We start from the raw sequence: 11,858 nt of genomic DNA, 5'->3' as shown, positions 1-11,858 counted from the left end.
GGAGAATTAGGGATGAAGCGGATTCTGCTTTCCGGAGGCGGAAGCGGCGGCCACATCTACCCTGCGCTGTCGATTGCCAGAGCGGTCAGGCGCAAATACCCCGGAGTGGAAATTGCCTACATCGGTACGGAAAAAGGATTGGAATCCAGGATTGTTCCCAAGGAAGGGAACATTCATTTTTATACAGTAGAAATACAAGGATTCAAACGGAGTATCTCTTGGCAGAATGTAAACACCATCCGCAAGTTTTTGAGGGCTGTGGACCGGGCCAAGGAAGTGATGAGAGAATTCCGGCCGGACGTGGTGGTCGGAACGGGCGGATACGTCAGCGGCCCTTCCGTTTATGCGGCGTATCGGTTGGGAATCCCCACGCTGATTCATGAACAGAATGTCGTTCTCGGCATGACCACCAAATTTCTCTCACGCTTTGTGGACGTGGTGGCCATCAGTCTGGAAGAATCGCAGAAATACTTGGGGAGAGCCAACCGGATCGTGTTCACCGGCAATCCCCGCGCCACGGAAGTGGCTCGGGCCAACAGTGCGGCCGGACGGAAGTCGCTCGGGATTCGTGACCCTCACAAGCCGATTGTCCTGTTCATCGGCGGAAGCCGGGGCGCGCGGGCCATCAATGAGGCCGTGCTCGAAATCATTCCCCGCATGTCCGAAATGCCCAAGGTGCACTTCGTCTATGTGACCGGTGAAACGCATTATGAGGAAATCCGGTCGCGAATCACGGATGTACCGCCCAATCTCGACGTCGTTCCGTTCATATACAACTTGCCGGACGTGCTTGCCGCCACCTGGCTGGTGGTGGGAAGAGCGGGAGCTTCGACCCTGGCCGAGTTGACAGCGCTCGGATTACCCTCTATTCTGATTCCGTCCCCGTTCGTCACCAACAACCATCAGGAAGCCAACGCCCGTTGGTTGGAAGAGCAAGGGGCGTCCAAGATGCTCCTCGAAAGTGAATGTACGGGGGAACGGTTGTGGAACGAAATGAAACGGCTTCTTGAGAATCCCGAGGAGCATGACGCCATGAGTGAAGCGGCCCGAAGATTGGGGCGTCCGCAGGCCGCCGAGGTGCTCGTGGCCGAGTTGGAGAAGATCGCCAAAAAAAGGGTGGACTCCTGAGTGGCGGAGTCAATCCGGCGAGGAGGCAGCGCAATGAAGAACATCGTGGAAGAACTTCAAAGACGCGGAGTGACCGATGTCAGGGAACGAGAACCCCTTTCCCGGCACACGACATGGAAGGTGGGCGGACCGGCGGACATTCTGGTCTATCCCAAAAACGGGGCCGAGCTGGAAGAGACGATGAGGATCGTTCGGGAACATCGCCTCCCTTGGACCGTGATCGGAAGAGGCTCCAACCTGCTCGTTCGCGACGGGGGAATCCGCGGGGTGGTGATCAAACTGGACGAAGGCTTCAACCACCTTCGGATCGAAGGGACCCGCGTGACGGTCGGAGGAGGGTATTCCACCATTCTGCTCGCATCCGTCACCGCCAAAAAAGGTCTTTCCGGATTGGAGTTTGCCGGCGGAATCCCCGGAAATGTGGGAGGAGCGGTCTACATGAACGCCGGTGCCCACGGTTCCGAAATCTCCCGCGTTCTCCGCAATGCGACCGTGCTCCTTGAATCGGGGGAATGGGTCACCCTGGACAACCGTCAGCTGGCGTTTCGGTACCGGACTTCCATTTTGCAAAAAGAATTGCGCGGCATCGTCACGGAAGCGGTGTTTGAACTGGAACCGGGAAACAAGGAAGAGATCGGGGCCAAGCTGGCCAAGTACAAGGAGTATCGCCGGTTGACGCAGCCGCTTCAATTCCCCTGTGCCGGCAGTGTGTTCCGCAATCCTCCGGGAGACCATGCCGGACGGTTGATTCAGGAAAGCGGGTTGAAGGGATTCCGGATCGGGGACGCGGAGGTGTCGGAGCTCCATGCCAATTTCATCATCAACCGGGGCCAGGCGACCGCCGCGGACATTTTGGGATTGATTCGGCACATCATCCGAACGGTGGAAGAAAAACACGGGGTTCGATTGGAACCGGAAGTTCTCGTCATCGGAGAAGATGGATTGCCGGATGAGTCGGGAAATATTCATTCGTGAAAAAAAGCATATGATACAAGAATAAAAAACAGTAGCACGGTTCGTGCCGCTGTTTTTTCTGTCATTGGAGACTGTGAGAGCGTAAAATTTGTGGTAATATATAGGAAAGATTTGCTTTTTTACGCTCTCTCCCGGTCTTGCGGGAGCGGACACGGAAAGGAGTCTTTCCCCATGCAGGAACGCGTTCCCGCCTTGAAAAACCGGGTCGGGAAAAAGCGACCCCCTTCCCCGTGGGCCTTATTGTTCATCACTCTTTTTTTTGCCGGCACCCTGATGGTGCTGTTTCTCCGCTCACCGCTCAGCAAGCTGGAAACCATCGAGACGGCGGGAAACCGGATGCTGTCCCGGGCCGACATCTTGAACCGCATCGGAGTCAAACCCGGTGACTGGTTTTTCCTGGTCAGCGGGGAAGAGGTGAAAAAGCGGCTTGAAGAGATGCCCGAAGTCAAGGAAGCCCGGGTGGTCAAAGAATTTCCCAACCGATTGTACATACGCGTGGAGGAAAAACGGCGAATGGCCGTTTTCCGGGCGGGAAACCGGCTGGTTCCCGTGCTGGAAGGAGGAGTCGTCCTTCAGAATCGGACGGTCGGGACCGCGTCGGTGAACGAGCCCGTCTTCGAAGGATGGAGCGTGCCGGACGATTTGCTGAAAGAAGCGGTGAACCGATTCGCCGCCCTGCCGGAGGCGATTCGCGCCGAGATCAAAACGGTGTCTCCGGCTCCCGGAAGACCGGATCAGGTTCTCATTCGCACCGCAAGGAACCACAACGTGATTGTCAGGGCCGGGGACCTGGACCGCAAAATGGTGTATTATCCGGCTTTTTACGGACATGAACCGGGAACGGTATACCTGTTGGAAAGCATCTGGTATTCGCGCGAAGGGCCGGACCCGGGAGTGGAAGAGAAGGACGACGAGCGGAACGAACACCCCGCGAAGGAATGAATGATCAAAGAAAAATGACAAGTTCAAAAGGTGTTCCCCTTCCGTCTGTTGAATTGGTTTTAAAAGCATTTCCTCCCATTCCCCATCATCCACCCGATACCAGTGGTCGACATTCGGGCAAGGAGGTGCCCAGGATTGAGCAATGAAGACTACATCATTACATTGGATCTCGGTTCATCGCAAACGCGTGTCATCGTCGCCGAAATCAACCCGGACGGCTCGACGCACATCGTGGGTGTTGGAACGGCGGAATCCCAGGGAATGAAAAAGGGAGCCATCATCAATATTGATCAGGCGGTTCATTCGATTCGGGAAGCGGTGGACCATGCCGAGCGCATGGTTGGTATAGAAATTTCTGAGGTGTATGTAGGAGTTTCCGGTCACCATGTTTCCCTGCAGTCCAGCCATGGAGTGGTCGCGGTATCGAGTGAAGACCGTGAGATCAGCATCACCGACATTGACCGGGTATTGCAGGCGGCAAGGGTCATCCCTCTTCCTCCGGAGCGGGCCATCATCGAGGTGGTTCCGAAACAGTTCATCGTGGACGGATTGGATGACATTCGTGACCCGCACGGCATGATCGGCGTCCGTCTCGAGGTGGATGCCATCATCGTGACGGGAGCGAAGACCCTGATCCACAATCTGCTCCGTTGCGTGGAAAAAGCCGGACTGAACATCGCGGGCATGGTGTTTTTGCCGTTGGCCGTGAGTGAGCTTTGTTTGACCCCTGACGAAAAGAATCTCGGAGCCGTCATGGTCGACATGGGCGGGGGAACCACCACGCTGACGGTGTTCCGAAACGGACATCTGGCGGGAACTTCCGTGATTCCCGTCGGAGGGGAATACATCACCAACGACATTGCCATCGGCCTCAGAACGCAAACCAGCACGGCGGAAGAAGTGAAGATCCGTTACGGGGTCGCATCCCGGGATTTTGCGGACGTGAAGGAAACCTTCCAGGTGCAAACGATCGGAACCAGCAGGCAACGGACCGTCTCCCAGCTGGAATTGACACAGATCATCGAACCGCGGTTGGAAGAAATGTTTCATTTGGTTCGGCAACAGGTTCGTTCCATGGGATTTCCGGAGGAACCGGCCGGAGGTTACGTGCTCACGGGAGGTGTCATGGCCACCCGTCAGATTCTTCATGTTGCGCAAAAACAGCTGGGGGCCGCGGTGCGCATCGCCGTCCCGAAAAACATCGGCGTCAAGGAACCCTCCTACTCCGGCGGAGTGGGCATGGTGCACTATCTGCAAAAACGGGGTGTGATTCAAATGAATCGCCCCAGACCTTCCCATCCTCCCCGTCAGAAACAAAAGCGCGGTCCGTCCGCGTTTGAACGGATGAAAAGCTGGCTCAGTGAATTCATTTGAGACGGAAAAAACGGGATCGCTCGCTTCGGGAAGAGCTTGAGATGATTTGGAGGGACAGGATTATGTTGGATTTCGAATTCGAGATGGATCAAATCGCCCAGATCAAGGTGATCGGTGTCGGCGGCGGAGGGAGCAACGCGGTCAACCGGATGATCGAAGCCGGCGTTCAAGGCGTGGAGTTCATCGCCGTCAACACGGACGCCCAAGCCCTCAATCGTTCCAAGGCTCCCATCCGGATGCAGATCGGGGAAAAACTCACCCGGGGCCTGGGAGCCGGGGCCAAGCCGGAAATCGGGAAAAAGGCCGCGGAAGAAAGCCGCGAACAGATCGTCAACGTTCTCAAGGGAGCGGACATGGTGTTCGTCACCGCCGGAATGGGAGGAGGAACCGGAACCGGAGCCGCTCCCGAAATTGCCGCCATCGCCCGGGAATTGGGGGCACTCACGGTGGGAGTGGTGACCAAGCCGTTTTCGTTTGAAGGAAAACGGAGATCTTCGCAAGCGGAACAGGGAATCGCCGCGCTGAAGGAGAACGTGGACACCCTGATCGTGATTCCCAACGACCGGCTGCTGGACATCGTCGAGAAAAACACTCCCATGTTGGAGGCTTTCCGGGTGGCGGACAACGTTCTCCGTCAAGGAGTTCAGGGCATTTCCGACCTGATCGCCGTACCGGGTCTGATCAACCTTGACTTCGCGGACGTGCGGACGATCATGACGGAACGCGGTTCGGCGCTCATGGGGATCGGACAGGCTTCCGGAGAAAACCGGGCAGCCACCGCGGCCAAAAACGCCATCTGCAGTCCGCTGCTCGAGACTTCGATCAACGGAGCACGCGGTGTTCTCATGAATATCACGGGCGGCTCCAACCTCAGCTTGTATGAGGTTCATGAGGCGGCCGAAATCGTCACCCAGGCGTCCCATTCCGAGGTGAACATGATTTTCGGCGCCGTGATCAACGAAGATCTGAAAGATGAGATCATCGTGACGGTGATCGCGACGGGCTTCGACGAAAACCAGAACGAACAGGTCATTCGTTCGAAACCGCCGTTCGGTCTCGACCAGAAAAAAAGTCAGGTCCCCCCGGTGATTCCCTCGCTGGGAGGATTGCGCAATCCGATGGCGGATGAAAACAAGGAGACCAACGTGATCGACAACTACAGCGGGTTGGAGGTCCCCGCCTTTTTGCGCAATCGCAAAAAGTAAGGGTTCGGGTGCCTGTCGAATCCGCGTGATGGAGGAGTTTCCCCTGATGGGAAACTTCTTTTTTTTGTGTTCGGATTCGACGAAAGAAGTCAATCCTTCCGGGCAAGTTTCAACAGACTTTGAAATATGGATTCAGATATACTTGTTCACACCTCCATGTACAAGGGAGCGAAACCGGTGATTGTCTACGCGGATCTCATCTTTCTTCTCAACGCATGCATCGATTTTTTGCTGCTCTGGCTGGTGGCGGGCATCCGGAAACAGACCGTGTCACTCGTACGTCTGGCGCTGGCGGCCTTGACCGGCGGGCTGTATTCCATGCTTTATCTGTGGCCCGAATGGGCACCGGCATATTTTCTCCCCGTCAAATTGTCAGTGTCCGTCATCATGGTCTGGATCGCGTACGGATTCCGGCATCCCGTGTCGTATCTCCGCAATTTGGGCATGTTTTACCTGGCTTGTTTCATTGCCGGCGGGGCGATGGTGGCCGCTCATTACATCCTGACCGGAGACAGTCGGGTGGCGGGCGGGGTGCTCATGACTTCTTCCGGAACAGGATGGGGTTCCCCGGTCTCTTGGGGACTGATTCTGATCGGTTTTCCGCTGGTGTGGGCCTATACGCGGTTTTCGCTGAGATCGCTGGATGAACAAAAAAGAGTGGAGCAATTTCTGTTGCCCCTCAACATCAAGGTGTCGGGCAAAGAACTGGAACTGACCGGCTTCGTCGACACCGGCAACCAGCTCAGGGATCCGTTCACCCGTTCCCCGGTGATCATGGTCGAACTGTCGGCACTCATCCCGTTGCTCCCCAAAGAACTGATCGAGGTGGTCGAAACAGGAGGATCGGGGGAAGGATGGAACCGGCTGCCCGGGGAGTGGATGACCCGAGTGCGAATGATCCCGTTCCGGGCGGCGGGAAACCGTGGAGGGATGCTGGTGGTGTTCAGGCCGGATGAAGTTTCGATTTTTCAGGGCGGGATCCGGCATAATCCCGGAAAAATCCTCATAGGTATAGATGTCGGACAATTGTCGTCCGACGGAACCTATCAGGCGATCATTCATCCCTCATGTCTCGGAGCCCAAGGTGAGTGGAACGGAAATCATTTGGAGGAGGCAAACGCATGAAAGCAAAATGGAAACTCCGGTTGATGCTGTTTTTGTACCGTCTGCTCCTCAGATTGGGATGGAAGGGGGAAGAAGTTTACTACATCGGCGGAAGCGAGGCTCTGCCGCCGCCGTTGACCCGGGAGGAAGAAGAACATCTTCTGGAGCTGCTTCCCACCGGTGATCCGGCAGCGAGGGCCATGCTGATCGAGCGGAATCTCCGCTTGGTGGTCTATATCGCCAGAAAATTCGAAAACACGGGGATCAACATTGAAGATCTGGTTTCCATCGGGACCATCGGGCTGATCAAGGCCGTCAACACGTTCGACCCGTCCAAGAAGATCAAGCTGGCCACCTATGCATCCAGATGCATCGAAAACGAAATCCTCATGTTCCTGAGACGAAACAACAAGATTCGTTCCGAAGTCTCGTTCGACGAACCGCTCAACACGGATTGGGACGGAAACGAGTTGCTCCTGTCCGACGTGTTGGGAACCGACAGCGACTTGATCTACCGGGACATCGAAGACGAAGTCGACCGCAAAATCCTGCGAACGGCTCTTTCCAATCTCTCAGACCGGGAACGGAAGATCATGGAGCTCCGGTTCGGACTCAACGGAGGAGAAGAGAAAACGCAGAAGGACGTGGCCGATCTGCTCGGAATTTCACAATCTTATATTTCCCGTTTGGAGAAAAGGATCATTAAGAGATTGCGTAAAGAATTCAATAAAATGGTTTAATTTCCATGTCATTATAAAACCCGCTCCTCAGGACATACTGTCCAGTAGTTTGCGTCTTGAGGAGGGGAAATCATGGCGAGAAACAAAGTGGAAATATGCGGGGTGGACACATCGAAGTTACCGGTGCTGAAGAACCAGGAGATGAGAGTGCTGTTCGCCCGGTATCAGGCCGGGGATCGCACGGCCCGGGAAAAACTGATCAGCGGCAATCTCAGGCTGGTTCTCAGCGTCATTCAGCGTTTCAACAACCGCGGAGAATGTGCCGACGATCTGTTCCAGGTGGGTTGCATCGGACTGATGAAAGCCATCGACAATTTTGACCTCGGACAGAACGTCAAATTTTCCACTTACGCCGTTCCCATGATCATCGGTGAAATCAGGCGGTACCTGCGTGACAACAATCCGATCCGCGTGTCCCGTTCGCTTCGTGACATCGCCTACAAGGCCCTGCAGGTGAGGGATTCGCTTACCAACAGGCATTCGCGGGAACCGACGATCACCGAGATCTCGGAAGAATTGGGAGTCCCCAAAGAAGACGTGGTATTTGCGCTGGACGCCATCCAGGATCCCGTTTCGCTGTTTGAACCGGTTTACCAGGACGGCGGAGATCCGATCTATGTGATGGATCAACTCAGCGACGAAAAGACCAAAGACATGCAATGGATCGAAGAGATCGCCCTCAAAGAGGCGTTGGAAAAACTGAACGGACGGGAGAAAATGATCCTCTCCATGCGGTTTTTTGAAGGAAAAACGCAGATGGAAGTGGCCGAGGAAATCGGAATCTCCCAAGCACAGGTATCCAGACTGGAAAAAGCGGCCATTCAGCAGATGAACAAGTTCATCCAGTAGGTTTCATTCCGTCACGCGTTGCCCTCCGGTTCTTTTCACGAAAAGGACGGGGGTTTTTTGTTTGTCCGCTCATATACATGAAAAAAAGGGGAAACGGAGGCAAACGGCATGAAAATTTCCGAGCTTCAGGCCAAGGATGTCGTCAATGTGTCCGACGGGCGAAAGCTGGGACAAATCTGTGACCTGGAATTGGACCTTCTGAACGGAAGAGTGAAAGCGATCGTCGTTCCCGGGGAGAGCCGCCTGTTCGGATGGATCAACGGCGGGCAGGAATGGATCATTCCGTGGAATCAAATCGTCCGGATCGGCTCGGACGTGATATTGGTCCGGTTGGAAAGCGGAGACAGGGGAATGCAAAGACATGACCGCTCGGAGTTGTTGCCCGATCAGATCGATTTGTGACTCCTTTTGTCCCTCCGAAAAGATGTGTTAAGATGGATGGAAGGAGGGAGAGCATGGAGCCGTTCGTGTATCGGGAAACGGCCGGGGTGCCTCTTTTGGTTCTCGAAGAGTGGGAGAGGGAATTTCCCCGGCTGACCGTCGGCTTTACAGCGAGAAAACGGGGCGAAGACGAGAACTGTCGGAATTATGCGCTTCATGTGGGAGACGCCCCTGAACAGACTTTGGAAAATCGCCGGAAACTGGCCCTGTTGCTGGGCATGTCCGAGGACGCCTGGACTTGCGGGGAACAGGTTCACGGCGTACAAATCGTGGAAGTGACCCGTTCGGAACGCGGTCGGGGAAAAGATTCACGGACAACGGCTTTTCCGGATACGGACGGAATGTTCACCGCCGAACCGGGGGTGTTGTTGGCCTCTTATTATGCCGATTGCGTTCCTCTGTACTTCTGGGCTCCGGATGTGCAAATCGTCGGAGTGGCCCACGCGGGATGGAAAGGAACGGTGGGAGGCATCGCCCGCCGCATGGTGGACAAGCTGGCGGGCCGCGGCGTGGATCCCGGCCGTTTGCGCGTGGCGATCGGGCCGTCGGTGGGCCCTTGCTGCTATGAAGTGGACGAACGGGTGATCCGCCCTCTGGAGGACATGTTGGGGGATTTGACCGGTGTGGCGGAAGCCACCCTTCCGGGAAAATGGCAACTCGATCTGAAACGGGCCAACCGGGAAATTCTGATCCGGACCGGAATCCGTCCCGAACACGTCCTGACGAGCGGGTGGTGCACCTGTTGCCATGATGCCCATTTCTATTCCCATCGCCGGGACAAGGGGAAAACGGGACGGATGACGGCGTGGATCGGAATCAGGGAGAGTGGATGCTGATGGAAGAGCTTTTGCAAAGAAAACAACGCGTGATGGAGACCATCCGTGAAGCGTGCCGTCGATCCGGGCGGGACCCCGGGGATGTCCGGGTCATCGCCGTCACCAAGTATGTGGATGCGGAAACCACCCGAAACGTGCTGGATGCGGGGCTGGAACACATCGGCGAAAGCAGGGCTCAGGACGCGAACGTCAAACACAAAATTCTCGAAGGCAGAGGAACCTGGCATTTCATCGGCCATCTGCAGCGCAACAAGGTGAAAGACATCATCGGAAAATTCGTGTATGTCCATTCGCTCGATCGTTGGTCTTTGGCCGAGGAGATCGACAAACGGGTCAAAGCGGCCGGAGTCGGTCCGGTTTCCTGTTTCATCCAGGTGAACGTGTCGGGGGAACAAACGAAATTTGGAATTTCCCCCCGGGAATTAGAAGAATTTGCGAGGGAAACGGCGAATCTATCCGGTATAGACATCGCAGGGCTGATGACCATGGCCCCCGTCGTCGAACATCCCGAGGAAGCCAGGCCGGTTTTCCGGGAGCTTCGGCGACTGAGGGACCATCTACTCCGGCTTGAGATTCCCCGTCTCCGGCCTGTTCACCTGTCCATGGGGATGTCCCAGGATTACGGCGTTGCCGTCGAGGAAGGAGCGACATGGGTTCGACTGGGCTCCGTGTTGGTGGGAGGAGGAAAGCGGGGAGGATAGCCCGTGTCAAGGAGGCGATTCCCGTGACGTTTATGGATCGGATCATGGGCTTTTTCGGTGTGGGCGGCGAAGAAGCTTATGAAGAAGCGGAAGTCGGGACGGAGCATGCCGCCGCCGCGACGATGAAAGGACGAGGCAACGTGGTGTCCCTTCATACGCAAAAGAGCGTGAAGATGGTCCTTTGCGAGCCGAAGAGCTATGAAGACTGTCCCGAGATCGCCGATCACCTGAAAAGCCATCGACCGGTCGTCGTCAATCTCCATCTCGTCAGAAGGGAGTTGGGCGTGCGGATCATCGACTTTCTGAGCGGAACCGTTTACGCTTTGGGAGGATCGATGCAACAGGTCGGCAAAAACGCGTTCATTTGCACGCCCGCCAACGTGGACATCCAGGGAACGATTACATCGGATACGTTTCAAGAAGAGAGAACGTGATGGGGTGGAACCAATTGATGATTTACTCGATTCTGAACTGGGCGTTTCAAATTTATTCAATGGTGATTTTCATCTATGTCATCATGTCATGGCTGCCGAACGTGCGGGAGTCCGCCGTCGGCGTCCTGTTCTCGAAGTTGTCGGAACCGTACCTTTCCGTGTTTCGCCGCATCATTCCGCCCATCGGCATGATCGACCTGTCTCCGCTCGTGGCGCTGTTCGCGCTTCAGTTTGTGAAAGCGGGATTGTTCACCGTGCTGAGTTGGGTGCTCTGAACCATGAGAAACGATGAACACCTGTTCATGCATTTTCGACCGGAAGAGAGGAACGTGGCGGAGCGGGCGCTCGATTGGGCCAGTCGAGCATCAAGACGCCACTGTCCCGTTCTCACCCCGTTTCTCGATCCACGGGAACAATTCATCCTGCAATCGGTGGCGGGGCGGGAGCCGGACCTGATCCTGCAGGTCGACGGAGGGTACCCGGAGGCCGAACGCAAGCGGGCGATCATCATGCCGGACTGGCACCCGGAGGATCCCGGCCTGTTCGGTCTGTCTTTTCTCCGGATGGAAAGCGAAGCGGGGGAAAGGCTGGAGCATCCGGACGTGTTGGGGGCTCTCTCCGGGGCGGGGATCCGGCGGGAAAAAATCGGGGACATCCTCCCGCACCGCACGGGGGCGGACGTGATCGTGGCGGAGGAGAACGGAGATTACATCCGCTGTCAAATTGGACAGGTCGGGAGAAAACATGTTACCATAATGCATATTTCCCGCGAAGAACTGACTCTTCCCGAACAACGGGGGATGCACCGGACGGCGAACGTGGCTTCCATGCGACTGGATGCCCTGGTGTCCGAAGGATTCCGGGTGCCCCGGAGCCAGGCCGCACTCATGATCCGCACGGGGCGGTGCAAAGTCAACTGGGCGGTGGAACATCGACCCGACCGGACCCTTGAAGAGGGAGATTTGATCTCCCTGAGAGGATTTGGGCGCATTCGTGTAGAAAGAATTGACGGCATTACCAGAAAAGGGAGATTGCGGGTGGATTTGTTCGCTTGGCGATAATCCGTTCATCCCCTTTTCGGAATTTGGCGTGTAGAATTCCGGGAGGATATCTGGTATTATTGTCGAAT

Annotated in this window: 14 protein-coding genes; all 14 read left to right on the top strand. The window is 55.9% G+C overall.

The window, feature by feature from the left end:
- Nucleotides 1-12 precede the first annotated feature (12 nt).
- The 14 genes from murG to EG886_RS08275 all read left to right on the top strand — a co-directional run bounded on the left by murG (nucleotide 13) and on the right by EG886_RS08275 (nucleotide 11,790).
- Complete coding sequence (gene murG, locus EG886_RS08340) at nucleotides 13-1,128, top strand: undecaprenyldiphospho-muramoylpentapeptide beta-N-acetylglucosaminyltransferase (RefSeq protein ID WP_124727709.1); 1,116 nt, start codon at nucleotides 13-15, stop codon at nucleotides 1,126-1,128.
- A 33-nt stretch (nucleotides 1,129-1,161) separates the two neighbouring features.
- Entirely contained in the window at nucleotides 1,162-2,103 is a 942-nt protein-coding gene (gene murB / locus EG886_RS08335; RefSeq protein ID WP_124727708.1) for a UDP-N-acetylmuramate dehydrogenase, read from the top strand.
- A 171-nt stretch (nucleotides 2,104-2,274) separates the two neighbouring features.
- The gene (locus EG886_RS08330; protein ID WP_124727707.1) at nucleotides 2,275-3,045 is read left to right on the top strand and encodes a cell division protein FtsQ/DivIB; all 771 of its coding nucleotides are present in this window, start codon (nucleotides 2,275-2,277) and stop codon (nucleotides 3,043-3,045) included.
- Between the two features lie 135 nt (nucleotides 3,046-3,180).
- Nucleotides 3,181-4,419: a cell division protein FtsA gene (ftsA, locus tag EG886_RS08325; RefSeq protein ID WP_124727706.1), complete on the top strand. Its 1,239-nt coding sequence runs from the start codon at nucleotides 3,181-3,183 to the stop codon at nucleotides 4,417-4,419.
- Nucleotides 4,420-4,481: 62 nt separating this feature from the next.
- Nucleotides 4,482-5,624, top strand: coding sequence for a cell division protein FtsZ (gene ftsZ, locus EG886_RS08320; protein WP_124727705.1), 1,143 nt, complete (start codon nucleotides 4,482-4,484; stop codon nucleotides 5,622-5,624).
- Between the two features lie 177 nt (nucleotides 5,625-5,801).
- A complete protein-coding gene (gene spoIIGA, locus EG886_RS08315) occupies nucleotides 5,802-6,749 on the top strand; it encodes a sigma-E processing peptidase SpoIIGA (protein ID WP_164491737.1) in 948 nt (315 codons plus the stop codon).
- The gene (gene sigE / locus EG886_RS08310) at nucleotides 6,746-7,468 is read left to right on the top strand and encodes an RNA polymerase sporulation sigma factor SigE (RefSeq protein WP_124727703.1); all 723 of its coding nucleotides are present in this window, start codon (nucleotides 6,746-6,748) and stop codon (nucleotides 7,466-7,468) included. Before spoIIGA ends, sigE begins: the two co-directional genes overlap by 4 nt.
- 72 nt (nucleotides 7,469-7,540) lie before the next feature.
- Complete coding sequence (gene sigG / locus EG886_RS08305) at nucleotides 7,541-8,317, top strand: RNA polymerase sporulation sigma factor SigG (RefSeq protein ID WP_124727702.1); 777 nt, start codon at nucleotides 7,541-7,543, stop codon at nucleotides 8,315-8,317.
- A gap of 108 nt (nucleotides 8,318-8,425) precedes the next feature.
- A complete protein-coding gene (locus EG886_RS08300) occupies nucleotides 8,426-8,719 on the top strand; it encodes a YlmC/YmxH family sporulation protein (RefSeq protein WP_124727701.1) in 294 nt (97 codons plus the stop codon).
- Nucleotides 8,720-8,772: 53 nt separating this feature from the next.
- Nucleotides 8,773-9,594, top strand: coding sequence for a peptidoglycan editing factor PgeF (pgeF, locus tag EG886_RS08295; protein WP_124727700.1), 822 nt, complete (start codon nucleotides 8,773-8,775; stop codon nucleotides 9,592-9,594).
- Nucleotides 9,594-10,295: a YggS family pyridoxal phosphate-dependent enzyme gene (locus EG886_RS08290; protein WP_420894167.1), complete on the top strand. Its 702-nt coding sequence runs from the start codon at nucleotides 9,594-9,596 to the stop codon at nucleotides 10,293-10,295. Before pgeF ends, EG886_RS08290 begins: the two co-directional genes overlap by 1 nt.
- A 23-nt stretch (nucleotides 10,296-10,318) precedes the next feature.
- A complete protein-coding gene (locus EG886_RS08285) occupies nucleotides 10,319-10,729 on the top strand; it encodes a cell division protein SepF (protein ID WP_124727699.1) in 411 nt (136 codons plus the stop codon).
- 17 nt (nucleotides 10,730-10,746) lie between these two features.
- Nucleotides 10,747-11,004 (top strand): YggT family protein, encoded by a 258-nt coding sequence (locus EG886_RS08280; RefSeq protein WP_206425304.1) that lies wholly within the window; start codon nucleotides 10,747-10,749, stop codon nucleotides 11,002-11,004.
- 3 nt (nucleotides 11,005-11,007) lie between these two features.
- The gene (locus EG886_RS08275; protein WP_124727698.1) at nucleotides 11,008-11,790 is read left to right on the top strand and encodes a YlmH family RNA-binding protein; all 783 of its coding nucleotides are present in this window, start codon (nucleotides 11,008-11,010) and stop codon (nucleotides 11,788-11,790) included.
- The last annotated feature ends 68 nt before the right edge of the window (nucleotides 11,791-11,858 follow it).

It is taken from the genome of Staphylospora marina, from assembly GCF_003856495.1.
Taxonomy (GTDB): Bacteria; Bacillota; Bacilli; order Thermoactinomycetales; family Thermoactinomycetaceae; genus Staphylospora; species Staphylospora marina.
This window is presented reverse-complemented; position numbering and strand designations above follow the sequence as displayed.

Excerpts from the sequence above, each read along its gene's own strand:
- murG (WP_124727709.1), top strand. The coding sequence starts at position 13 with ATGAAGCGGATTCTGCTTTCCGGAGGCGGAAGCGGCGGCCACATCTAC.
- murB (WP_124727708.1), top strand. The coding sequence starts at position 1,162 with ATGAAGAACATCGTGGAAGAACTTCAAAGACGCGGAGTGACCGATGTC.
- EG886_RS08330 (WP_124727707.1), top strand. The coding sequence starts at position 2,275 with ATGCAGGAACGCGTTCCCGCCTTGAAAAACCGGGTCGGGAAAAAGCGA.
- ftsZ (WP_124727705.1), top strand. The coding sequence starts at position 4,482 with ATGTTGGATTTCGAATTCGAGATGGATCAAATCGCCCAGATCAAGGTG.
- sigE (WP_124727703.1), top strand. The coding sequence starts at position 6,746 with ATGAAAGCAAAATGGAAACTCCGGTTGATGCTGTTTTTGTACCGTCTG.
- sigG (WP_124727702.1), top strand. The coding sequence starts at position 7,541 with ATGGCGAGAAACAAAGTGGAAATATGCGGGGTGGACACATCGAAGTTA.
- EG886_RS08300 (WP_124727701.1), top strand. The coding sequence starts at position 8,426 with ATGAAAATTTCCGAGCTTCAGGCCAAGGATGTCGTCAATGTGTCCGAC.
- pgeF (WP_124727700.1), top strand. The coding sequence starts at position 8,773 with ATGGAGCCGTTCGTGTATCGGGAAACGGCCGGGGTGCCTCTTTTGGTT.
- EG886_RS08290 (WP_420894167.1), top strand. The coding sequence starts at position 9,594 with ATGGAAGAGCTTTTGCAAAGAAAACAACGCGTGATGGAGACCATCCGT.
- EG886_RS08280 (WP_206425304.1), top strand. The coding sequence starts at position 10,747 with ATGATTTACTCGATTCTGAACTGGGCGTTTCAAATTTATTCAATGGTG.
- EG886_RS08275 (WP_124727698.1), top strand. The coding sequence starts at position 11,008 with ATGAGAAACGATGAACACCTGTTCATGCATTTTCGACCGGAAGAGAGG.